The organism is Bradyrhizobium sp. Mp19 (assembly GCF_029952935.1).
GTDB lineage: Bacteria > Pseudomonadota > Alphaproteobacteria > Rhizobiales > Xanthobacteraceae > Bradyrhizobium > Bradyrhizobium elkanii.
This window is the reverse complement of record NZ_JASAUT010000016.1, coordinates 103,428-125,345: the sequence shown is the minus strand read 5'-3', so window position 1 is coordinate 125,345 and position 21,918 is coordinate 103,428. Positions and strand designations below refer to the sequence as shown.

Below are 21,918 nucleotides of genomic sequence, written 5' to 3'. Positions count from 1 at the left end.
TCAGATCTCCACGCGGGGATCGATCAGATAAGCGACCAAATCCACGATGATATTGATGAAGACAAAGACGGCGCTGGTCGTGATGGCGATGCCCTGGATGACTGGAAAGTCGCGCCCGACGACGGAGACCACGGTCAGATTGCCGAGGCCAGGATAATCGAAAATGTATTCGATCACGAGAACGCCGCCGATCAGCGTCGAAAGCTGGATCCCGAGCAGGTTGACCAGCGGCACTGCCGCGTTGCGTAGGGCGTGCGAATAGACGATGCGGCGGCGAGACAGGCCGCGCACCCGCGCCTCATCGATGAACGGCGCTTGCATGACCTCGCCGAGTGAGGTCGTCAGCGTGCGGATGATGAAGGGGGCGATCTCCACCGCGAGCACGAAGGCCGGCAGGATGACATAGGAAAATCCCTGGTAACCGAGCGCCGGCAGCAGCTTCAGTTTCACCGACAAAAACAGGATCAGAACGATCGCGAGCCAGAAATTCGGAATCGAGACGAACAGCGACTGCATTCCGAACGCCAACGCATTCTGCCAGCGATGCTGGTGCAGCCCGCCCGCGACGCCGATCGGAAACGACAGCAGTAGCGCGAACACGAGCGCCATGCCGCCCAGTTGCAGCGTGAACGGCAGGCGTTCGAGGATGAGATCGATCACCGGCGCCATATCCGACTTGGTCGGGTCAACATACTGCCCGCCGGTCGCGATCATGCCGCTGCGCGGCCGCAAATAGGATTGCCCGAGATCGCCCTGTACCAGCCCGCGCATATACCGACCATATTGCACGATGATAGGATCGCGCAGCCCCATCTTGGTCGCGACCTTCTCGACCACGTCGGCCGGCGCCATGCCGCCGACGATCAGGCGCACGGGATCGCCCGGCACCACGCGCAGCAGCGTGAAGATGATCAACGAGGTGATGAAGACGATCAGGATGCCCTGCGCGATCCGCTTGACCAGGAATTCCAGGATCAACATCGAGAAGAGCTACCTTTGCAATTCATGAGGACCAGACCCGACCAGTCCGGCCTGCGTCCGCGAACCGGCCGGTCGGGCGTACCCGGCCTGCCGAGCAATCATCATGCCAGTGTTGCCTTGGTCATGTCCTGCATGCCGTTCGGATAGATGTACAGACCATCCAGCTTCTTGCTGTAGGCATGGATGAAGACCGAGGTGAACAACGCGAGCGCCGGGGCCTTCTTGGCGATGGTCGGCAGCGTCTCGGTCTGCAGGATCTTCTTGCGCTCCTCGATTGTCGTGGCGTTGCGCTCCTTGTCCAGCACTGCGTCGATGTCCTTGTCGACGATGCCGGTGATGCGCTTGGAGGAGGAGTGGAAGTGGGTGCGCAGGACGAGATCCGGCTCGGGCGAACCGGTGCACCAGCCGCAGTCGATCATGTTGCCCTCACCGCCGCCGGGCTTGTCGTAAAGCAAATTGCCCCAGGCCGCGACTTCGAGCGTCTGCAGATTGACCTTGAACCCCTGCTCCTGGAGCATGCCGGTAATCAACTCGGCATATTCCTTCGTCTTCGGATAGAAGCCGACCGACGTGTAATAGGTGAGCTCGGGTAGGCCCTGGCCTTTGGGGAAGCCGGCTTCCGCGAGCAGCTTCTGCGCCTTGTCCGGATCGAATTCAGGATAGTCGGCCACCTCGGCATAGCCGAACTTGACCGGCGAGATGTGCGCCTTGGAATAGATGCCGGAGACGCCGAGCACGTCGAGCACCTGCTTGCGGTCGATCGAGTAGCATGCGGCGAGGCGAATGCGCGGATCGTCGAACGGCTTCTTCGAGCAGCGGAAGAACAGGTATTTGTTCTCGACTGAAACCGCCTTGTGGATGCTGAAGCGGGCATCCTTCGAGATGGTCTCGACCTGCTCCTGCTCGAGCCGCTCGATGATGTCGGCCTCGCCGTTCAACAGCGACAGCGTGCGCGTCGTGGTGTCACCGACGAAGTGATACTCGACACCCGGGATCTTCGCTGCGCCGAGGAAGAAGTCGGGATTGGCGGCGAGAACGGTGGTGTCGCCTTTCTGCTCGACATATTTGTAGGGGCCCGTGCCGTTCATGCGCGCCGAGAGCTGCGCCTTGTTGGCAACGTCCTTGGCCGACATGATCGGCAGGAAGGACGACAGGTAGTAGTAGAGCGTCGCCGGATAGCCCTGCGCCTTGGTGTTGATGTGGCAGGTGTAGTCGTCGACGACGTCGACGGTGACGAGACCGGGGTACCACTGCGCCGGACGATCGGGTTGGCAGCCATATTCATAGGTCGCCTTGACGTCGGCCGCTGTGAACGGGGTCCCGTCATGAAATTTGACGCCCTTCCTGAGTTTCACCTCCATCGTATAGGTGTCGATGGGCTTCATCGATTCAGCCAGCTCGAAGATCAGCTCGTCCGGCTTCTCCGGCCGCATCGGCGCCCGCGTCAGATAGCCGAACACAAAGCCCTCGACGATGAGCTGGCCGAGATTGGTATGGGTGGTTGGGTCCCAGTTGCCGGTCAGCGCCTCCGCGCCAAGAAAGCGCAGTATCTTGCCTTCGGCGGCAAAGGCGGAATTCACAAGAAAGTCGGGATTGACCCGCCCGAAGCCGAACGCCGCGGCCCCGGCCAGTCCCCCCAACATCAAGTCTCTGCGGTTGATCATATGGTAATCCCTCGATGATTTCGGCAACGCTGAAACTGCTCTCGAGGCCGCAAGGCACTCAGCCGTTTCGATCGTCTTGCACAAATCGTGGCTTTCACGCCTGCAAAGCCTAGACCAAAGGCCGCAATCGCCCGATTCCTGCTGCTCCACGATTCCGTTGCTGACACTCCCGGGGCGCCGCAGTCGCGCACGGAGATTTTCCGCTCCCGGAAGCATGGCGCACAACGGCAAGGCAAGGACGCCTTTCCAATGTGCAGCACACAAATGATGGATGCACAGAGCAGCAACGCCATGCCGGCAACCATATGATCACGCTCGCGGAACTGAACGGAATCCCAGAATTGGAACAGCGTGTTGCTCCGGCCGACCATCCCATTCGCGGCATCATCTCGGATCTCGACGGCGTCGCCTATCGCGGCGACACTCCGATCGAAGACTCCGTCAAGGCATTTCGCGGATGGAGCGAGCGGGGCCTGCCCTACGCGTTCGTCACCAACAATTCGACGAAATCCGCCGCGCAATTTTCCGCCAAGCTGAGCCGCATCGGCATTCCGGCCGAGCCGTCACAGGTCTTCACGACGATTTCGGCGGTCACGTCCCTGCTCGAACGGCGCTGGCCGCGCACCACGCCCGTGTTTGCGATCGGCGAACGACCACTGCTCGAGGCGATCGAGGACAGTGGCTATCGCCTGACCTGCGTCGAGCCCAAGATCGTCGTGCTCGGATTCGATGCCGCGCTCGACTACGCCGCACCGCGGTCAGGGCCGCACTCGCCGGCGCAACCGTCATCGCCACCAATCCCGATGTCCTGACGCCGGTTCATGACGGCTACGATCCCTGCGTCGGCGTGATCACGGCCGCAGTTGCCGCCGCCGTGCCCAATACCAAGCCGATCGTGCTAGGCAAGCCGCAACCGTTCCTGATCGAACAGGCGCTGGCGCATCTCGGCACTGCCCGGCATGAGACCGTCATGGTCGGCGACCAGCTCGGCACCGATATCGCGGCAGGAAAGGCCGCCGGCATGCGGTCGATCCTGCTCGCCAGCGACGTCCCTTTCAATGCGGTTGCGGGCGTCGTCCCCGATCGCATCATCGCGAGCCTTCTTGACCTCGCGTCCCCCGAGGCGGCCGGTTGGCCGCGATGATGACTCCTGGCCTCATCGAGAGCATGCAGGCCTCTCTCGCCGCGAGCCTGCCGCGCTGGGGACTATCATCGCAATCGACGCTCGCCTTTCTCAGCCATTCCGAGAACACCACCTTTCTCGTGCAGGATCCGGCCTCGCGGCAAAAACTCGTGTTGCGCGTGCAGCGGCCCGGCTATCACTCGCCGGACGAGATTGCGTCCGAGCTCGCCTGGATCGGCGCCTTGATCGCAGACAACGTGGTGCTCACGCCGCGCCCGGTCGCCGATCGGGAGGGACACCTGTTGTGCCCCATTCCCCTGAGCGGCGCGACGCGACACGTCGTTGCGTTCGAATTCCTCAACGGCAAGGAGCCGGACGCCTCGGACGATCTGGCCACCTGGTTCGGCAAGCTCGGCGCGACCAGCGCGCGGCTTCACGCACACAGCCGCCGATGGACAATGCCATCAACGTTCCAGCGCAAAGTCTGGGATTTCGATGCCATGCTGGGCCGCCGGCCACTATGGGGTGACTGGCGCGCCGGTCTTGGCCTGCGCGACGATGGCCGCAGGCTGTTGCAGAGGGTCGCCGACCAACTTGAACGGCGCGTCGAGGCTTACGGACGGGACGAGCAGCGGTTTGGCCTCGTTCACGCCGACCTCCGCCTCGCCAACCTGCTCGTCGAAGGCGACCGGCTCGGCGTCATCGACTTCGACGATTGCGGCTTCTCGTGGTTCTTCTATGACTTCGCCGCGGCCGTCAGCTTCATCGAGCACGAGCCGGTGATAGACCTGCTCCAGCAGTCGTGGCTTGCGGGATACCGGACCGTCGCACCGGTCTCGCGCGACGACGAGGCCATGCTGCCTGCGTTCGTGATGCTCAGGCGCATGCTGCTGACGGCCTGGCTCGCTTCGCATTCGGACACCGAAACCGCACGACGCCTCGGTACGGGCTACACCGACGGAACGGTCGCGCTCGGCGACCGGTTCCTGCGCGGATTGTGACGCGGAATTTCGGGACCAGCCGCGGCGCGCCTGCCCTCTTCTCCAGTGTTGTTGCTCCCGGACTCCAGAATGCCACAACAGATGTTTCCCCGCCGGCTTTGATCCGCGAATGATGGGCGCGCGTTCGGACATCGCGCGTCCGAAGCGGACTTAACCAGCGAGCGTGGGCGGCGTCAGATGGATATCCAGGCTTATTTCGAGGAGTGGTCCTGCGAGCCCGGCGATGTCGTCCGGCTCGCGATCAGCACGCCGCACGCCACCGCCCGCGCAAGCCTCGTGCGACTGGTCTCGGGTCCCGGGCGCGACGAAGCGATCGAGGGCAAGGTGATCGATTTCTCGTCGGTGCTCGACCGCACCGTTTCCGGCGGCGTGCAATCCACAATGGTCGGCTCGCACGCCGAATTTCCGCTTCCCTCACCGATCAACGATGCGGCGATCAGCGTCCATTGCTGGGCATGGCCGACCGTCCCCGAGCGGAGCGCACCGCAGGCCATCTGGTCGATTGGCGACGTTGCGCTCGTCATCATCTCAGGCGGTCTTGCGCTTCGAATGGGCAGCGCAACGCTCGCGGTCTTGCCGGATGCGATCATCGCCAAACACTGGTATTCGATCCTGACTTCCATCGGCGACGGCGAGGTCTGCATCGACCTCAGGCGTCTTGATGCCAAGGTTGGGGCACAACGCACGCTCTGCGCGGCAACCGGCGCGACGGCAAATGCGGCGACGCTCCTGCTCGCGGCGGCCGGCATCGGCCGGTCCGGGTCGCCGCTGGAGCCATATAACGGCAAGATCGACTCGCCAACGCTGCACCTCGCGAAGCCATCCGCCGAGATGATCGCCGCATGGCACGCAGGGAAGACTCCCACGCAGCCGGCATGGGCAGCATGGAAACTCGGCAGGGACTTCGCGTCAGAGACGATTGAGCCGGACGCTGGAGGCAAACAGGGGCACCTTGTCAACGGCGTCGAGCGCGGTGTGACCGGACGCAACTGGGACGGGCGAAGCGACTCCTTCGTCGAAGTTCCCGAGCAGTACTGTGCGCTGCAATTCCACGACGACGACATGGTGGATGCCGGCTGGAGGTATAATCTCGAATTCCGCCTGCCGGAGGACCTTCAAAGCGGAGTCTACGCAGTTCGGCTCGAGGCCGGCGGAAGCCGCAATCATTTTCCGCTGTTTGTCAGGCCAGTCCTAGGCACTTCGGCACCCGTGCTGTTCCTGGTGCCGACCAACACCTATCTGGCCTATGCGAACGACCACCTGGCCTCGCTCGATTTCTCATCGGTGATGCCTCATGACAAGGTGGTGCCCGAGGACGAACAGTACCTGTTCTCACATCCGGAGCCGGGCCGCTCCTGCTACGATACCCATGCCGACGGAACGCCGGTTCGCTATTCGAGCCGCAGACGGCCGCTGTTCAACGTCCGCCCTGGTTTTCCGAACTGGCTAACGGGCTCGTACCGTCACTTTCCCGTCGACATGTACATCATCGAATGGCTGGAGCACCTCGGCATCGAATACCACGTCGCAACCGACGAGGATTTCGAACGTGGCGGCCGCAACCTGGCCGACCGGTACGCGGCGATCGTCACGGGCTCGCACCCGGAATACTGGACACGAACCGGCCTCGATATCCTCGACGGATACCTGCATGACGGCGGACGGGTCATGTATCTTGGCGGCAACGGCTTCTACTGGGTGACGAGCCGGCTCGGTGCAAAGCCCTGGGTCATCGAGGTGCGCCGCGACAACAGCGGCACGCGCTGCTGGGATGCCCCCTATGGCGAACGGACCCATGTTGCGACGACTGAAGCCGGCGGCATCTGGCGCACGCGCGGCCGCGCCCCGAACAAGATGCTAGGCGTGGGCTTCGCATCGGAGGGATGGTCGAGGGGCTGCGGATATCGGCGTCTGGAGGCGAGCTACAATTCGCCCGCCGCGAAATTGTTTGACGGCATCACTGAGGAAATCGTCGGCGATTACGGCTATGTGCTGGGTGGAGCAGTGGGAGACGAGGTCGACAGGTACGACGTTGCGCTCGGAAGTCCCGAGCATGCCTATGTGCTCGGGACGTCGACCGGGCTTGGCAACGAGTATCAGCTCGTCATCGAGGATCTCACACTTTCGCTTCCGGATCAGGGAGGCGCACAGCGGCCTGACGTGGTGAGATCGGACATGGTCCTGTTTCCGATCGATGGAGGCGGCTGGGTGTTTTCGGTCGGCTCCATCGCCTATGCCGGCACCCTGGCCTGGAACGGCTGCGACAACGGTCTTTCGCGCCTGACGGCGAATATACTCGGGGCCTTCACCGGCAAGGAGCCGGTGCTCGGAGCATGAGACCGTCAGCGCGGCTTCGCCCCTGAAACGAAAGGTCAACGACCTTCGTTCGCCCCTCAGAATGGTCTGGTTGCAGGTTCGAGTCCTGCCCAGCAAGACGATCTGAGCCGTTACCATTTCAATAGGCGCGCGCGAAGTCACCCTCCTGCTTGATATCGGTGAATACAGGAAAGCGCGCCTTCCAAGGCGTGCCCTTGGCCGTCGTCAGCTTGTTGAGCCGCTCAAGCACGCCGAGGCCATCCTTGCGCAGGCTCGCCGAAACCGCCGTAAGGTCCGGGAAATTCTTCAGGACGGCATCGAGCCAGATGGTGCGGCCGGCCAGGAAACCGCCCGCGCCGGCGGCATAAGCGAAGTCGAGGACGCGCTCGAATTTTTCCGGCGCGGCGCCGCCCGACAGCAAGACCCAGGGAATACTCCGCGCACGGCAGATATCGCCGATCGCATCGAATTCCTTCTGCGCGGCCCTGGCTTCGGCGCTGCCGTCACGGGCCGGCAGGCTGTTTGCCGCGAGAGGGCTCTCAAGCTTCAGGAGATCGACGCCGTATTCGGGCTTGGCAAACTCGCGCACGCTATCGATGACGAGGCCCGGGAGCTTGCCAGGCGATTCCACATAATCGGCGGTGTGATTGGCGCTACCAAGGAACGGATAGACCAGCAATTCAAGAACATAGGGAACGTCGTGGCGGGCGCACTCCTCGCCAATCTCGCGCACGAAGCGCTTCTGATGCTCGTTTACCGCGGCGTCCGCATCCGGCCGATACCAGGCCAGCACCTTGACGGCGTCGCCGCCCATGGCGCGAATTTTCTCCACACTCCAGTTGGCGATCGCGCGCGACTTGCGACCTCCCGCGGTCTCCTCGACGCGATGCTCCTCCAGCGTCATGATCAGGCCGCAGCGCGGCGGCAACAGATCAATCGCGGCGGGCACGGCAAAATTCGGGTCGAACAGCATCGAGCTGCAATGCGGCGCAAGGTTCTCCACGAGGAGCCGCTTGGCCGCGGTGACGTCGGAATATTCGACCTGATCCCGCGTGATTCCCTTCGCCTTCGCAATGGCATCGAACAGCGGCGGCCGCTGATCCAGCGCGACCATGCGAAAGTGGCCTTCCGCGTCAGCAAGGCGGCCCAGCCCGCGGTTCTTTCCAATCGTTCTCATGGCTTCGTCCTCATGAATGCAACACACTCGTTGATGGTAGGGATTCCGTTGCGGCCACCGGCGTGGCGACATTTCATCGCGGCCGTGGCTGCCGAAAACGCCATGGCGTTGCGCACTTCGAGACCGGCGCCGATCGCCAGCGCATAGGCGCCATGAAAGACATCGCCGGCGCCGGTGGTATCGACGACATCGACCGCATAGGCGGCGTGCCGGTGCAGCTGGCCATTCTCGTACCAGTTCACACCGTCCTCGCCGCGTGTGACGGCAACAACACTGCAGCCGAAGCGCGCCAGCGCTGCGAGAGATTCGTCTTTGGCAGATCCGGCGAAAGAAGCGAGCGCGGGCTCCGAGAAGATCGCGTGGTCGGTCAGGGGCAGCAGTCGCTCGAATACCTCGGCATCAGCCATGTCGCCGTCGAGCACCGTCGGAATGCCGCGCGCACGCGCCTCGCGAAACAGCGTCGCGGCACCCTCCACCCAGCGCGGGTCGGCCAGCACCGAGGATGCGCGAGCGACGGCTTCAAGCGGAAGCCAATCGGCCGCTTCCGGAAGCAAACCACGGAAGTTCACGATCTGCCGCTCGCCTGAACTGTCGACAATGATCCCTGAGACCGATGAGCGGCCATCGGGAAACAGCCGGAAATTCTCGACGTCGACACCTTCGGCAGCAAAAGCCGACCGCATCTCGTGCCCGGCGGCATCGTCCCCTGCCCGTCCCCAGAATGCGACGGAGGCACCGAGCCGTGCGACCGCGATCGCGGCATTGGCGGCCATTCCGCCGCCAAGGGTACCGTAGTCGATGGCCTTTATCTTCTCGCTGTTGCCCGCAAAGAGCCGATCGACGCGCCAGACCTGATCGAGCGCGGATAGCCCAAGGCAGATCACCTGGACGCGCTTGGCTCCCGACGCCACATCCGCGAGCGCCGAAAGATCTCCGATATTTGCCAATGCGCTCACCGCAAGACCTGCCCGTTCGCTGCATCGAACAAATGCGTCTTGCCCGGCTGCGGCCGCAAGCTCAGGCGATCGCCGAGCTTTGGTCGCAACGACGGATCGACCCTTGCAATCGCGGAGACGCCGGCGAGATCGAAATGGATCAGCGTATCCGAGCCGAGCGGCTCGACGAGCTTGACGTTGATGGCAACGCCATCGGCCGTATCAGTGGCCGCGACGAAATGCTCGGGGCGAACGCCGAGGATCGCGCTGCCGGCCCGGCGCAACCGGCTTGCGGTCTCGCCATCCAGCGGCACCGCCGTTGCGCCTTGCGAAAGGATCGCGCGCTCCCCACGCCATTCGACCGGGAAGAAGTTCATGGCAGGCGAGCCGATGAAGCCGGCGACGAACTGGTTGGCCGGCCGCTCGTAGACCGTCTCCGGCGTGTCGTATTGCTGGATGGTCCCGTTCTGGAGCACCACGATCCGGTCGGCCATCGTCATGGCCTCGATCTGGTCATGGGTCACGAAGACCATGGTGGTCTTGAGCTCCTGCGATAGCGCCTTGATCTCGGCCCGCACCTGCCCGCGCAGTTTTGCGTCGAGGTTGGACAGCGGCTCGTCGAACAGAAACGCCTTGGGATTGCGCACAATCGCACGGCCCATCGCGACGCGCTGGCGCTGTCCGCCGGAGAGCTCCTTCGGCTTGCGATCGAGATAGGGCTCGATGTGCAGCAGCGCGGCGGCACGCTTGACGCGCGCATCGATCTCCGCCTTCGGCGTTCCCCGCAACTCCAATGCGAACGACATATTGTCGTAGACGCGCATGTGCGGATAGAGCGCGTAGTCCTGGAACACCATCGCAATGTCACGCTGCGCGGCTTGCACGCCGTTGACGCGCTTGTCGCCGATGTAGAGGTCACCGGACGTGATCGGCTCGAGACCCGCGATGATTCGCAGCAGGGTCGACTTGCCACAGCCGGACGGCCCCACGAACACGACGAATTCATGGTCCGCGATCTCCAGATTGAGATCGGGGATCACGCTAAAACTGCCGTAGCGCTTGACGAGGTTGCGGATCGAGATCGAGGCCATGATCGCCTAACCCAGCGCCAGTACCGGCTTGATCAGCTCGCCCCTGGCAAAGCGGGCGAAATTCTCAGGCAGGGCCGACAGGCCGAACTCGCCGTCGACGAGGACGCGGTATTCGTCCTTGAACTTGCGCAGCAGCTCGATGTTCGGCTCGAAATCCGAGACCGGGAAGTAGAAGGTCCGGATCATGTAGAAGTCCTTGCGGCGGAACACCTTGCCCTCCTCGATGGTCCAGGGCGCGGCGTTCTCGCCGACCAGCACCAGCGCACCGCGCGGCAGGACAAGCTCGATGCCGAGATTGCGCGCCGCATGCGCGCCGGAGCATTCCATGATGAGAGCGAAGCGCTGCGAGGTGTCCCCGACCGGATGCGCTTTCGCACCAAAGGATTGTGCGATGTTCAGACGCGCCGTGTTCGGATCGGCCACGTAGATGTCGTTATAACCGAGCGCGCGCAGCGCCAGCACGACGCCGAGGCCGACCGGCCCGGCGCCCATGACAAGAACAGGTCCGGCCTCACCGGGCGGCACCACGCGGCCGACGAAGCGCACGGCGTGGCCCGACGTGCCGATGGTGTCGAGCAGCAGCGGCGCGAGGCTGTCCTCGATATCGTCAGGCACCGGCAGCAGACAATTTTCCGGCACCGGCACATATTCGGCATAGCCACCCGGCCGGTTCCAGCCGATCAGGCTGGAGACTTCCAGGCACATCTGGGTGTCGCCGCGCTTGCAGGCGGCGCAATGGCCGCAATGCAACGGAATGTAGACGGCGCATCGGTGGCCGTGCAGCCGATGACCGGGCTGTTCGACGACGCCAAAGATTTCGTGTCCGGCGGTGAACTCGGCACCCTTGTGCCAGAGCTTGAAATCGGAGCCGCACAATGCGGTGCGCGAAACGCGCACGAGCACTTCACCCGTGCCGACGTCGGGCATTGCCACGCGCTCGATGGTGATGCGGTCGTTGCCGTGGAAGACCGCGGCCTGCATGATCGAATTCGGACGGGGTGACACGTTCATCAGATACCTAACCTTTCACCGCGCCGAGCGTCAGTCCGGACACCAGCCAGCGCTGCACCAGGGCAGCCAGCACCAGCGGCGGCAGCGCGATCAGCGTCGCCGCGGCCATGAGGGCGCCCCATTGCGTCGAGCCTTCGCCGATGAAGTTGAAGGCCGCCGCGATCAGCGTCTTGGTGTCGCCGTTGGAGAGCACCAGCGCAAACAGGAAGTAGTTCCATGAGAAGACGAAGGCGAGGATCGCCGAGACGGCGACGCCTGATGCCACCAGCGGCAGCGCGATGCGCCAGAGGATGCGCGTGACGCCGCACCCGTCGACCTGCGCCGCCTCGAAGACGCTGCGCGGGATGCCGTCGAAGGATGGCAGCAGTACCCAGATCACGATCGGCAGCGTGATGACCGCGTGGCTCAGGATCAGCGCGGTGTAGGAGCCGATCATGCCGACCTGCCGGAACATGACGTACCACGGCAGCAGGAACAGCGTGCCGGGCGCCATGCGCGCGGCGAGCGTCAGGATCGCCGGCCACGAGATCCGTGTCCAGGAGACGGCGAACGCGGCGGGGATGCCGAACAGTAGGCCGAGCGCTGTCGAGCCGACGGTGACGATGAGGCTGTTGAGCGCATAGCTGAGGAACGGCGTGGTCTTCGTCAGCTCGACATAATTGTCGAGCGTTGGCGTGAAGATCAGCGTCGGCGGATAGGCCGTGACCTCGAACGACGGCTTGAACGAGGACAGCACCATCCAGACCGTCGGGGCCATGATGAGCACGCCGGCCAGCACGAGCTGCACGGTGTTGAGCCAGCGGATCCAGCGGTCGGTGTTGGCGGCGTCCGTCATGACATCACCACGCCACGGCGCCGCGCAGGCGGTTGAAGGCGAGCACGGCGCCGAACACGATCGCCGTCAGCGTCAGCATCAGGGCGCTGGCATAGCCGATGTTGAAGAATTCGAAGCCGACCCGGAAGCCGTAGATGTTGAGTGTGTTCGAGGCGTTGCCTGGCCCGCCCTGGGTCGTGATGTAGATGATGTCGAAGAAACGCAGGAGATCGACACTGCGCAGGATGGCCGCGGTGACGATGGTCGGCAAGAGCAGCGGCAGAGTGATGCGCTGGAAGGTCTTGAACGGCGAAGCCCCGTCGATCTGCGCCGCTTCGTAGACGCTTGGCGGCAGGGATTGCAGGCCGCCCAGCACGATCAAGGCGACGTATGGCGTCCACTGCCAGCTGTCGATCAGAGCGACGGTCGGAATGACCCAGGTCGGCGACGCCAGCCAGTCCGACGGCGGCAGGCCGAACGACTGGAGGATGTAATTGGCCGCACCCAGCGAGGGATCGAGGATCACCAGCCACATCATGCCCGCCACCACCGGCGGCATCATGAACGGGGAGATGAACAGCGAGCGCACGATTCCCGGCAGGCGCTTGGCGTGAAACAACACCAGAGCCAGCCACACGCCGAAGACGAGCTGGAGCACCAGCGACAGCACATAGAGCGCTATGGTGACCCAGAGCCCGTGCCAAAACTCGTAGTCGGAGATCAGCTTTGAGTAATTGGCGAGACCCGCGAAGGACTGCTTGCCGGTCGAGGAGAATGTCTGGAAGCCGAGCCAGATCGTATAGACGACCGGAAACGCGATCATCGCGACCGTGAAGATCACGGCCGGCGCCGATAGCGCCGACATTTCCAGCTTTTGCCGGTCCTGCGTGAGTGTCGCAGCCGCGTCCGACATGCATCCGTTTCCTTGAGAGTGAGGCGCCGGCACGCACAAGCCTGCCAGCATCAAGCGGTTACTTCTGGGCGATCAGCGCATCGAGCGCCTTGTCGGCATCAGCACAGGCTTGGTCGATCGGCTTCTGCTTCAAGATCAGGTCCTGCACGGCCTGGCCGATGAACTCGCGCGATTCCGGGTTAGCGATGATGGGATAGCCGACCTCGGAGGAGCCCTTCGTGGCCAGCACGTCGAGCGCAGCCTGCCATTCCTTGCGGACGGGTTCTTCGTCGATCCATTTGCGGTACTCAGGATCCTTGGCAACCGACGGCCGCGGCGGGGCAATGCCCTGGAGCGCCATTTTCTTCTGCACCTCGGGGCTGGTCGCCCACTGCACGAAGTACCAGGCTGCGTCCGGCTGCTTGCTGTGCGAGGACACCGCCATGCCCCAGCCGATCGTGGTCGGCACCTGGCCGGCTTCGCCTGCCGGGAACGGCAACAGGCCGGTGTCTTTGAGCCGCGCGCCGCCCTCCATCACCGTGCGCAACTCATTCGAGGATTCGAATGCCATCGCGGCGCGGCCGCTGCGGTAGAGCGCCGAAATCTGCTGGAAGCTGTAGTTGACCACACCCGGCGGACCGAAGTCGCGCAGCAGCCGGCTATAGGTGTCGAGCGCTTCCTTGCCCTTGGCCGAGCAGAGGTTCGACTTGCCGCCTGCGATGTAACTGCCTCCGATGTTGTGCAGCATGTTGCTGAAGGTGTAGGCAACCGCGGGCTTGAGGCCACGCGAGACAAAGGGCGTGACAGCGCTGTCGCAGGCCTTGATCTTCTCGGCGGCCGCCGCGACATCCTTGATGGTCTTTGGCGCCTCAAGGCCGCACTTCTTGAAGATGTCGGTGCGGTAATAGAAGATCGGACCTTCGATGTTCATCGGCATGCTGGTCAGCTTGCCGCCGAAGGTCGCAGCCTTGAGCAGGGCCTGACTCAACCCGGCCGGGTCGTATTCCTTGGCCACCTCGTTCTTGGCCATCGCAGTGAGATCACCGTACCAGCCGGCCGCGGCGAACTGCTCGCCCTCGCGCGAAGGCAGCGTCATGAACACGTCAACCTCGTCGCTGTTCGCATTCATGACGGTAACCAGACGCTGGCGCATCTGCTGTTCCTGATAGCCGTCGACCTTCAGGGTCATGCCGGTCAGCTTCTCGAAATCGGCCTTGTAGGTCAGCAGCGCCTGCGCGACCGGATTGTTATTGGCGAGAAAGGTGACGGTCCTGCCCTTGAACTTCATCCAGTCGAAATCGGCTGCATGAGCCTGCGCGCTGACGGCGACAATCGCGAGAACGGGCAACGCGACGTGCGTCGCGAGCATCCTGGCCTTCATCGAACTCTCCTCCCGGCTGGCCGCCTTAAGCTGGCGGGCCATTTGAACGCGGCTTGAAAACGGTTACAATCTAGACCTCACATCGGTTGTGTCAAGCAATGGACAAACCGAATATTCTGCGGCAAATTTACGAGATTACCGCTACCGCGCGGTTTGCTCCATCGAATGTAACGTTACATTGATGCGATTGACCAACGCCAAATCCGTGAAACAGGGCATCCGCGCCGTGGCGGCCCGCGCCGGCGTCTCAACGGCCTCGGTGTCGCGCGCACTCAACAATCCCGATGCGGTAAGCCCTTCCTTGCGGGCGCGCATCGAACAGGCCATCGATGCGCTCGGCTACATTCCGCATGCGCCGGCGCGCATTCTGTCGTCACGGCGCTCGCGCACTCTTGGCGCGATCGTTCCGACAATCGACAACACGATGTTCGCGCGCGGCATCGCCTCGCTCCAGCAGTATCTCTGCTCGGTCGGATACATGCTGTTTCTCACCACGAGCGGCTACGATCTCGACGTCGAATTGCAACAAGCGCGCAATCTGATCAGCCGCGGCGTCGATGGACTTGTGCTGCGCGGTGATTGCCATCACGACGGACTGCGCAAGTTGCTTGCGGACAATGCGGTTCCCTTCATCAATGTCGGCATCTACCAGCCTGATCGGCCCCACCCTTGCGTCGGAACGAACAACGAAGCGGCCGCCCATCGCGCCGCCGCGCACGTCATCGAGCTTGGCCACCGCCGCATCGGGATCGTCTCGGCGCTCCAGCGCAACAACGATCGCGCCAGCGCTCGCGTCGCCGGCTTTCGCCGCGCCCTCACCGAGAACCGCCTGGAGCTTCCTCCGCAATGGCATGTCGAGGTGCCCTACACGCTGGACGACGCGCGCGAAGCGGCCCGCTATCTCCTCAACCTGAAGGATCGTCCGACCGCCGTCGTCTGCGGCAACGATGTCATCGCCTACGGCGTGTTGCTCGAGGCGGAGCGCGATGGATTTTCGGTGCCGCGCGACCTGTCGGTGGTCGGCTTCGACGATCTCGACTGGAGCCGCCATTTGCGGCCGAGCCTGACCACGATCCACGTACCGACCGGAGAAACCTGGCAGCGCGCCGGGGAATATCTGGTGCGCAGCCTCGCCGGCGAGCAGACCATCATGCATCGCGAGATCGACTTCTCCCTGGTGGTCCGTGAATCGACGGCTCCCCCTCTCAAATCCTGAAGTGAGACCCCTCCAATGCGCTCAAATTTTTCTCTTGCGCCCGACTTCCATGCCGTGGTGATCGGCGGCGCCGGCGACATCGGCGCTGCAATCAGCAATCAGTTTTGCGACCTCGGTGCGACGGTGACCGCAACGGCGGCCAACGAGACCGATCTGGCGCGCACTTTGCTGAAATCGCGCCCCGGACTCACACTCGCGACGCTCGACGTTACGAACGACGACGCCGTCGCCTCTTTCGCCCGCCAGCACAAGCGCGTCGATGCGCTGGTCAACTGCGCGGGAATTCTCGCCCGCGACAAGGAATACGAGATCGAGACCTTCATGAAGGTGCTCGACGTCAATCTCACGGGCACCTTTCGAACCTGCATGGCGTTCCGCCCGCTTCTCGCCGAGAGCAAGGGCTCGATCGTCAATCTTGCCTCGATGAATGCGACATTGGCGCTGCCGCGAATCCCGGCTTATTGCGCCAGCAAGGGCGGTGTCGTGATGCTGACCAAGGCGCTCGCCTTGGCATGGGCCGAGCAAGGCATCCGGGTCAATGCGGTTGCACCCGGCTATATCGAAACGGCGATCAATGCAGCCGGCCGCACCGATCGCGTGCACTATCAGCGCATCGCCGACCGCACCGCTTTCAAGCGCTGGGGTCAGCCGGAGGACATCGCGGGAGCCGTCGCGTTCCTCTGCATGCCGGCATCACAATATGCGACCGGCACCGTCGTCGCGGTGGATGGCGGATTTCTTGCCGGATGAGCCAGGAAACCAACGAATACGGCCTGCATAATGTCGCCGGAAATGTCTGGGAATGGTGCGAGGACCGCCTCGCACCGCCGGGAGTCCCCTTGAATCGCGAGCCCGCACCGAACCGCTCGACGCGCGGTGAATCCTTCCTCAGCGACGAGTCCTGCGGCAGCCGCCACCACTTCGCAGCACGAAACCTGAACGGGTCGGTCGGCTCGTCGAGCAAGATCGGCTTTCCTGTCGCGCGCACCGGGCCGCTGCGGAGCCAAGCATAGGATGACGCTGGCGACAAATGCCGCGAAGCCGGCCCCTGCTCCCGGCACCCGTCTGTTGCCGCAGTTCTTGCGAAATTTCGTGCGCAATCGCGAGACTGGCCTCGTGCTGGTCGGCATTGTCGTCGGGTTGCTGAGCGGCGTCCTCGTTGCCGCGATCTCGGGCCTCAGCCAGGCCTCGCACGCACTGCTGTTCGACATTCCCCTCGACGCACATCTCAGCGCCACCGGCGTCATTTCCTGGCAGCGCACACTGCTGATCCCGGCAGTTGGCGGCCTGGTCCTGGCGCTGATCGGGCTGTACTTCGCGCGGCGCGTGAAGGGACAACAGCTCGCTGACGCCATCGAAGCCAACGCGCTCTATGGCGGCCGGGTGTCCTTCCGCGGCAGCCTGCTGATCTCGATCCAGACGCTGCTGTCCAACGGGTTCGGTGGATCGGTCGGACTGGAAGCGGGATACACGCAGATCTGCTCGATGTTTGGCTCCCATGTCGGCCAGCGCCTCGCCGCCCGCCGCAACGACATGCGGCTATTGGTGGCCTGCGGCGCGGCGGGGGCGATCAGCGCAGCGTTTTCGGCTCCGCTGGCCGGCGCCTTCTATGCCTTCGAGGTCGTGCTGGGAGCCTACACTTCGGCCGCTCTCGTGCCCGTCATCGCCAGCGCAGTCACGGCCTGGCTGGTGGCGCGGGAGTTGACGCACCAGTCCTTTCTGATGGTGCCCGGTTTCCCATCGCCCGTGTCCGTCGAGATGATCGGACAGACCGTGCTGATCGGCGTCATTTGCGCATTCGTCAGCATCCTCGTCATGCTCGCGGTCGCATTCTCCGAGCGTTGCTTTCAGCGCGTCACGCTCTTCAGCGGCTTCATGCGTCCGATCCTCGGCGGCCTGCTGCTCGGCGGCCTCGCCCTGCTGACGCCGACCGTGCTCGGCGCAGGCCATGGCGCAATGCAGATCCTGCTGGTCAGCAATCCGACCTGGCTCCTGCTCACGACGACCATCGTGCTCAAGATCCTGGCGTCGGCCGTCTCGCTCGGCTCCGGCTTTCGCGGCGGCCTGTTCTTCGCCTCGCTGCTGCTCGGCGCGCTGATCGGCCAGCTCTACAGCGTCGTGCTGACCGGCCCCCTCCCCACGCTCGCGCTTCAGCCCGGCACCGCCGCCATCGCGGCTCTCGCCGCACTCGGAACCGGTGTGCTGGGCGCACCGTTCAGCATGGTTTGTCTCGCGCTCGAGATCACCGGCGATTTCTCCGTGACCGTCGGGGCCGTGGTCGCATCATCGGTCTGCGCGCTCATCGTCCGCGAGTTGTTCGGCTACAGCTTTGCGACATGGCGCTTCCACCTGCGCGGCGAGGTGATCCGCGGTCCGCAGGACATCGGCTGGGTCCGTCAGATGAGCGCGGCTTCCCTGATGCGCGCCGACTTCGAGAATGCACTGACGACAATGCCGATCGGCGAGGCGCAGAAGCTGTTTTCTCCGGCGCAGGTCCGACAGGTCATGCTGCGCGATCCGAACGGCAGCTATGCCGGCATCGTTGCGGCGGCGACACTGCATTCCGTCACCAATCGGGACGACGAACCGCTCGGGTCGCTGGCCCAGCAGCAGGATGAATACCTGCTTCCGACCACGTCGGTTCGCGAGATCCTGAAGGCCTTTGAACGGAGCGAAGCCGACGTCCTCGCGGTCATTGACCGTGCCGACCATCGCGTCACGATCGGCACCTTAAGCGAATCCCATGTGCTGCGTACCTATGGGGAAGAGCTCGAACGCCGGAACCAGGAGCTGTTTTCGCGGTGATCCTCGCGCGCTATGGCCTTAGATCCATATCGATCCGCACAAAATCGCCGCGATAGGTGACTTCACCGAGATAGATCACGGTGCGATCGCTGGTCGTAAAGACACGGCGGACTTCGGCGACCGGCGAGTTCAAAGGTACGCGCAGCAGCCGCGCCGCCTCGATGTCTGCGGTTCCGATGGTCAATGTCTGGCGGGCGCTGGCAATCGCCGGATCCCTGAGATCGTTGAGGATCGGGATCACCGTCTCGTTGCGAAAGCGCTTTGGAGACCTGCGAAAGATCTTCTCATCGAGGTAGATGGAAATGACGCAGTAAGGTTGCTTCTGCCGCGAGTGCAGACGGCGCATGAAGACATATTTCTCGGCCGGCTTGCCGTCTTCGGGAAGCAACGGCGCATCGCTCCGGCTTTCCGAGATGTTGATGATCTCCGGTGAGGTGTCGCGGTACATGTCCGCGAGATCGGACAGGGTGGTCTCGACCTTGAGCCAGCGGTCCTGTCGTACGGTCCCGGTGACGAAGGTGCCGCGGCCCTGCTGCGCCTCGATGACACCGTCGCGGGCGAGCAGTTCGACGGCCTGCCTGATGGTGACGCGCGAGACGCCGAACTCGGCCGCCAGCTCCTCGTTGGCCGGCAGGCGAAAACCTTGACTCCAGACACCGCGCGCAATCCGCTGGCGAAAGATATCGGCAATCTGCGCGTATTTGGGGACGTGACTGTCGGAACTCAATTCCATCTCGCCCTCCAGAAATCAAGCGGCCCAATCACGGCATGACAAGGGCTGCACCGCGTTCGCCGATCATCAGGCTGGTCGCATTGGTGTTGGCCGAGGTGATCCGCGGCATCACCGAGGCGTCGATCACGCGCAGCTGCTCGACGCCGCGCACCCGCAGCTGCGGATCGAGTACTGCCCGCTCGTCGCTGCCCATGCGGCAGGTCCCGACGCAGTGAAACACCGTGCCGCCGGTATTGCGCGCGAAATCCCACAGCCCGGCATCATTGCTTGCGGTCTCGCCCGGCACCATTTCGGCATCCCAGAACGGGCGGAAGGCCTTTTGCCGATAGATCTCGCGCAGGATCTTCAGGCCGGCAACGATGGTCTTGCGGTCGATCTCCTCGGCGAAATAGTTGGGCGCGATCAGCGGCTGCTCGAACGGATCGGCCGAGCGGATCGCGAGCTGTCCGCGCGACCGGCCGTGGCATTGCCAGACCGAAGCCGTGAAGCCGGAATAGCTGTGGAGGGGTTCGCCGGGCTTGTCGACGGAGAGCGGCATCACGTTGAACTGCACGTCCGGACGGCCACCGACCGCATATTCGGAACAGGCCGCTCCGCCCACCTGTCCCGCCCCGACCGTCAACGGCCCCCGCCCGGCCAGCATCCACTGCAACCCCATCTTCGCGAGCTCGACAGGATTGCGGACCTGGTCATTGAGCGAGATCCGCTCCTTCAGGCGCACGATCAGCCGTGCCTGGTAATGGTCCTGCAGATTGGAGCCGACTTCGGGCGAGTCGGTGACGACGGCGATACCGTGCTTGCGAAGCAGGTCGGCCGGACCGATCCCGGAAAGCTGGAGGATTTGCGGCGATTGCAGCGCGCCGCCGGACAGGATGACCTCGCGATCGGCTGTCGCGCGATGAACCTGCCCCTTGCTGATCCACTCGACGCCGGTCGCGACGCGGCCGTTGAAGGTGACTTTGCTCACCTGTGCGTGCGTGATGATGGTCAGGTTGCGCCGGTCGGCAATCGGTCGAAGAAAGGCGGATGCCGAGCTGGTCCGCCAATGCCGCCCGATGCCGAGCTGATAGGAACCGACACCAAGCGTCGTCGCGCCGTTGAAGTCGGGATTGCGCGGCAGACCGAACTGCACGCCAGCCTCCACCCAGGCCCTCGACGCCGGGTTGTCGTTCCGGAGATCGGAGACCTCGAACTCACCGAGGCCGCCGTGAAACTGGCTCTCGCCGCCGCGGTAGCGCTCGTAGCGCCGGAAATAGGGCAGGACGTCGCGATAGCTCCAGCCGGCAGCGCCGAGACGTTCCCAGTCGTCAAAATCCTCGTGCTGGCCGCGGATGAAGATCAGGCCGTTGATCGACGACGATCCGCCGAGCACGCGGCCGCGCGGCCAGATGATGGCGCGGCCGCCGCTTCCTTCCGACGGCTCGGTCTTGAACAGGCGCGAGAAGCGCTCGTTGTAGATGGTCCGGTAATACCCGACCGGCAGCTTGAGCCAGAAATTCCGGTCCGATCCGCCGGCTTCCAGCAGCAGCACGCGGCAGGCAGGATCGGCCGACAGTCTGTTTGCGACCACACAGCCGGCCGACCCCGCACCGACGATGATGTAATCGTAGCCAAGCCCCGACATCAGGCGGTCCGGTATTGTTCGATCGAGGCAAGATCGGGCGTGAAGCCGAGACCCGCCTCGTCGCCGAGTTCGATCATTCCATCGCTGACATGAAGCACGGGGCCGCAGAATTGATCCCGCAGCGGGTTCTCATTGCTGTCGACCTCCAGCAGTCCCTCGCCGCCGACGCCCGCCAGCAGATGCGCCGATGCCAACAGGCCGATGCCGGCGCCGAGATAGTGCGGACAGAACATCTTACCTGACGTCAGGATGTCGCGGGCGACGCCGGCGCAAGCCGAGAGCCCGCCCCACTTGGCGATGTCAGGCTGGACGATACCGAGAACCGGCTCGCTCAGCACCTCGGCAAAGCCGGCGTGGCTCGTGATGTTCTCACCGGCCGCGAGTGGAAAGCGGATCGTCTCGCTCAATTGCTTCCATTCCTGCCGCGGACGGTCCGCGCGGATGGGCTCCTCGAGCCAGTCAAGGCCGAACGGCTCGAGCTGCGGCGCACGCTCGAGCGCCTGCGCGATGGTCCAACCCTGGTTGACGTCGGCTGCAAGCATGCCATTGCCGACGAGGCGGCGCAGCGCGGCGAGGTTGGCCCGGTCGTCTGCCGGATCGAAGCCGATCTTCAGCTTCAAGGCGCGGTAGCCGCGGCCGAGGGCTGCTTCCGCCGCTCGCTCCGATCCGACTGGATTGATGCCGCTGGCATAGACCTTGATCCGCTTCCGCGATCCGCCAAGCAGTTTCCACAACGCAACGTTCCGGCGGCGCGCATGGAGATCCCAGACCGCGAGATCGATGCCGGCGATCGATTGCGCGAACGGGCCCGCTTCGCCGGATTGCAACGCGAGCACCGAAGTTCCCCGCGTTAATCGCTCGAATGCGGCATCAGGTTCGCTTGCCCTGAATCCGACAAGCGCCGGTGCCAGTACCTCGTTGACCAGCCGAACACGATGCTCGGCGCCCGGCGCGGGAAAGTTGCACCAGACCTCGCCCCAGCCCGCGTAACCGTCCGTGTCCTCGACCCGAACGAACACGGCAGGCCGGTCCGCCATGCGCCCGAACGAGGTGATGACCGGCGTCGTCAGCGGATAGCGAAAGCCAAAGGCCTGGACGCTCCGGATAGTGAAAGGCGGCGATGTCATGCGCGGAAAAGCCTGCGGCGCCTACGA

20 protein-coding genes are annotated in these 21,918 nt (G+C 63.8%); 8 read left to right on the top strand and 12 right to left on the bottom strand.

Annotated elements, in window-relative coordinates; translation table 11 throughout:
- Positions 1 to 981 carry an ABC transporter permease gene (locus QJT82_RS19535; protein ID WP_028341173.1) on the bottom strand — a complete coding sequence of 327 codons (981 nt, stop codon included), beginning with the start codon at positions 979 to 981 and terminating at the stop codon, positions 1 to 3.
- A 101-nt stretch (positions 982 to 1,082) separates the two neighbouring features.
- A complete protein-coding gene (locus tag QJT82_RS19530) occupies positions 1,083 to 2,645 on the bottom strand; it encodes an ABC transporter substrate-binding protein (protein WP_028341174.1) in 1,563 nt (520 codons plus the stop codon).
- A gap of 341 nt (positions 2,646 to 2,986) precedes the next feature.
- On the opposite strand from QJT82_RS19530, the gene QJT82_RS19525 reads away from it, so the two are divergent.
- From QJT82_RS19525 to QJT82_RS19510, 4 genes are all read left to right on the top strand, one after another.
- Positions 2,987 to 3,457, top strand: coding sequence for a hypothetical protein (locus QJT82_RS19525; RefSeq protein ID WP_245288732.1), 471 nt, complete (start codon positions 2,987 to 2,989; stop codon positions 3,455 to 3,457).
- Entirely contained in the window at positions 3,340 to 3,789 is a 450-nt protein-coding gene (locus tag QJT82_RS19520) for an HAD hydrolase-like protein (protein WP_259266188.1), read from the top strand. The genes QJT82_RS19525 and QJT82_RS19520 overlap by 118 nt, the downstream gene beginning before the upstream one ends.
- Positions 3,789 to 4,769, top strand: coding sequence for a phosphotransferase (locus QJT82_RS19515; protein WP_259266137.1), 981 nt, complete (start codon positions 3,789 to 3,791; stop codon positions 4,767 to 4,769). Before QJT82_RS19520 ends, QJT82_RS19515 begins: the two co-directional genes overlap by 1 nt.
- 177 nt (positions 4,770 to 4,946) lie before the next feature.
- Entirely contained in the window at positions 4,947 to 7,106 is a 2,160-nt protein-coding gene (locus QJT82_RS19510) for a N,N-dimethylformamidase beta subunit family domain-containing protein (RefSeq protein WP_051447896.1), read from the top strand.
- Positions 7,107 to 7,224: 118 nt separating this feature from the next.
- Here the strand turns inward: QJT82_RS19510 and QJT82_RS19505 are convergent, their stop codons facing one another.
- From QJT82_RS19505 to QJT82_RS19475, 7 genes are all read right to left on the bottom strand, one after another.
- Positions 7,225 to 8,262: a tagatose 1,6-diphosphate aldolase gene (locus QJT82_RS19505; protein WP_028341176.1), complete on the bottom strand. Its 1,038-nt coding sequence runs from the start codon at positions 8,260 to 8,262 to the stop codon at positions 7,225 to 7,227.
- Positions 8,259 to 9,146: a sugar kinase gene (locus tag QJT82_RS19500; RefSeq protein ID WP_259266187.1), complete on the bottom strand. Its 888-nt coding sequence runs from the start codon at positions 9,144 to 9,146 to the stop codon at positions 8,259 to 8,261. Before QJT82_RS19500 ends, QJT82_RS19505 begins: the two co-directional genes overlap by 4 nt.
- Positions 9,147 to 9,214: 68 nt before the next feature.
- A complete protein-coding gene (gene ugpC / locus QJT82_RS19495) occupies positions 9,215 to 10,288 on the bottom strand; it encodes a sn-glycerol-3-phosphate ABC transporter ATP-binding protein UgpC (RefSeq protein WP_028341178.1) in 1,074 nt (357 codons plus the stop codon).
- Positions 10,289 to 10,294: 6 nt separating this feature from the next.
- Complete coding sequence (locus QJT82_RS19490; RefSeq protein WP_028341179.1) at positions 10,295 to 11,299, bottom strand: zinc-binding dehydrogenase; 1,005 nt, start codon at positions 11,297 to 11,299, stop codon at positions 10,295 to 10,297.
- A 7-nt stretch (positions 11,300 to 11,306) separates the two neighbouring features.
- Positions 11,307 to 12,134 (bottom strand): carbohydrate ABC transporter permease, encoded by an 828-nt coding sequence (locus QJT82_RS19485; protein WP_028341180.1) that lies wholly within the window; start codon positions 12,132 to 12,134, stop codon positions 11,307 to 11,309.
- A 4-nt stretch (positions 12,135 to 12,138) separates the two neighbouring features.
- Positions 12,139 to 13,026 carry a sugar ABC transporter permease gene (locus QJT82_RS19480; protein WP_035631714.1) on the bottom strand — a complete coding sequence of 296 codons (888 nt, stop codon included), beginning with the start codon at positions 13,024 to 13,026 and terminating at the stop codon, positions 12,139 to 12,141.
- Positions 13,027 to 13,084: 58 nt separating this feature from the next.
- Positions 13,085 to 14,386 carry a sugar ABC transporter substrate-binding protein gene (locus QJT82_RS19475; RefSeq protein WP_028341182.1) on the bottom strand — a complete coding sequence of 434 codons (1,302 nt, stop codon included), beginning with the start codon at positions 14,384 to 14,386 and terminating at the stop codon, positions 13,085 to 13,087.
- A gap of 181 nt (positions 14,387 to 14,567) precedes the next feature.
- Between QJT82_RS19475 and QJT82_RS19470 the strand changes: the two genes are divergently transcribed.
- Genes QJT82_RS19470 through QJT82_RS19455 form a run of 4 tightly spaced genes read left to right on the top strand, consistent with a single transcriptional unit; the run spans position 14,568 to position 18,407 of the window.
- Positions 14,568 to 15,602: a LacI family DNA-binding transcriptional regulator gene (locus QJT82_RS19470; RefSeq protein WP_028341183.1), complete on the top strand. Its 1,035-nt coding sequence runs from the start codon at positions 14,568 to 14,570 to the stop codon at positions 15,600 to 15,602.
- A 15-nt stretch (positions 15,603 to 15,617) separates the two neighbouring features.
- Positions 15,618 to 16,352 (top strand): SDR family oxidoreductase, encoded by a 735-nt coding sequence (locus QJT82_RS19465; protein ID WP_028341184.1) that lies wholly within the window; start codon positions 15,618 to 15,620, stop codon positions 16,350 to 16,352.
- Positions 16,349 to 16,615, top strand: coding sequence for an SUMF1/EgtB/PvdO family nonheme iron enzyme (locus QJT82_RS19460; RefSeq protein ID WP_028341185.1), 267 nt, complete (start codon positions 16,349 to 16,351; stop codon positions 16,613 to 16,615). Before QJT82_RS19465 ends, QJT82_RS19460 begins: the two co-directional genes overlap by 4 nt.
- A 1-nt stretch (position 16,616) precedes the next feature.
- Positions 16,617 to 18,407 carry a chloride channel protein gene (locus QJT82_RS19455; RefSeq protein ID WP_028341186.1) on the top strand — a complete coding sequence of 597 codons (1,791 nt, stop codon included), beginning with the start codon at positions 16,617 to 16,619 and terminating at the stop codon, positions 18,405 to 18,407.
- A 10-nt stretch (positions 18,408 to 18,417) separates the two neighbouring features.
- On the opposite strand, the gene QJT82_RS19450 is transcribed toward QJT82_RS19455, so the two are convergent.
- Genes QJT82_RS19450 through QJT82_RS19440 form a run of 3 tightly spaced genes read right to left on the bottom strand, consistent with a single transcriptional unit; the run spans position 18,418 to position 21,891 of the window.
- Positions 18,418 to 19,140 (bottom strand): GntR family transcriptional regulator, encoded by a 723-nt coding sequence (locus QJT82_RS19450; protein WP_028341187.1) that lies wholly within the window; start codon positions 19,138 to 19,140, stop codon positions 18,418 to 18,420.
- A 28-nt stretch (positions 19,141 to 19,168) separates the two neighbouring features.
- Positions 19,169 to 20,764, bottom strand: coding sequence for a GMC family oxidoreductase N-terminal domain-containing protein (locus QJT82_RS19445; RefSeq protein WP_028341188.1), 1,596 nt, complete (start codon positions 20,762 to 20,764; stop codon positions 19,169 to 19,171).
- On the bottom strand, positions 20,764 to 21,891 hold the full coding sequence (locus tag QJT82_RS19440) for a mandelate racemase/muconate lactonizing enzyme family protein (protein ID WP_028341189.1): 1,128 nt from the start codon (positions 21,889 to 21,891) through the stop codon (positions 20,764 to 20,766). Before QJT82_RS19440 ends, QJT82_RS19445 begins: the two co-directional genes overlap by 1 nt.
- Positions 21,892 to 21,918 lie beyond the last annotated feature (27 nt).

What these genes read in the sequence shown, in the direction of transcription:
- QJT82_RS19480 (WP_035631714.1), bottom strand. Translation starts at nt 13,026, where the DNA reads ATGTCGGACGCGGCTGCGACACTCACGCAGGACCGGCAAAAGCTGGAA.
- QJT82_RS19445 (WP_028341188.1), bottom strand. Translation starts at nt 20,764, where the DNA reads ATGTCGGGGCTTGGCTACGATTACATCATCGTCGGTGCGGGGTCGGCC.
- QJT82_RS19460 (WP_028341185.1), top strand. Translation starts at nt 16,349, where the DNA reads ATGAGCCAGGAAACCAACGAATACGGCCTGCATAATGTCGCCGGAAAT.
- QJT82_RS19535 (WP_028341173.1), bottom strand. Translation starts at nt 981, where the DNA reads ATGTTGATCCTGGAATTCCTGGTCAAGCGGATCGCGCAGGGCATCCTG.
- QJT82_RS19530 (WP_028341174.1), bottom strand. Translation starts at nt 2,645, where the DNA reads ATGATCAACCGCAGAGACTTGATGTTGGGGGGACTGGCCGGGGCCGCG.
- QJT82_RS19450 (WP_028341187.1), bottom strand. Translation starts at nt 19,140, where the DNA reads ATGGAATTGAGTTCCGACAGTCACGTCCCCAAATACGCGCAGATTGCC.
- QJT82_RS19465 (WP_028341184.1), top strand. Translation starts at nt 15,618, where the DNA reads ATGCGCTCAAATTTTTCTCTTGCGCCCGACTTCCATGCCGTGGTGATC.
- QJT82_RS19440 (WP_028341189.1), bottom strand. Translation starts at nt 21,891, where the DNA reads ATGACATCGCCGCCTTTCACTATCCGGAGCGTCCAGGCCTTTGGCTTT.
- ugpC (WP_028341178.1), bottom strand. Translation starts at nt 10,288, where the DNA reads ATGGCCTCGATCTCGATCCGCAACCTCGTCAAGCGCTACGGCAGTTTT.
- QJT82_RS19485 (WP_028341180.1), bottom strand. Translation starts at nt 12,134, where the DNA reads ATGACGGACGCCGCCAACACCGACCGCTGGATCCGCTGGCTCAACACC.
- QJT82_RS19490 (WP_028341179.1), bottom strand. Translation starts at nt 11,299, where the DNA reads ATGAACGTGTCACCCCGTCCGAATTCGATCATGCAGGCCGCGGTCTTC.
- QJT82_RS19470 (WP_028341183.1), top strand. Translation starts at nt 14,568, where the DNA reads ATGCGATTGACCAACGCCAAATCCGTGAAACAGGGCATCCGCGCCGTG.
- QJT82_RS19510 (WP_051447896.1), top strand. Translation starts at nt 4,947, where the DNA reads ATGGATATCCAGGCTTATTTCGAGGAGTGGTCCTGCGAGCCCGGCGAT.
- QJT82_RS19455 (WP_028341186.1), top strand. Translation starts at nt 16,617, where the DNA reads ATGACGCTGGCGACAAATGCCGCGAAGCCGGCCCCTGCTCCCGGCACC.
- QJT82_RS19515 (WP_259266137.1), top strand. Translation starts at nt 3,789, where the DNA reads ATGACTCCTGGCCTCATCGAGAGCATGCAGGCCTCTCTCGCCGCGAGC.
- QJT82_RS19505 (WP_028341176.1), bottom strand. Translation starts at nt 8,262, where the DNA reads ATGAGAACGATTGGAAAGAACCGCGGGCTGGGCCGCCTTGCTGACGCG.
- QJT82_RS19475 (WP_028341182.1), bottom strand. Translation starts at nt 14,386, where the DNA reads ATGAAGGCCAGGATGCTCGCGACGCACGTCGCGTTGCCCGTTCTCGCG.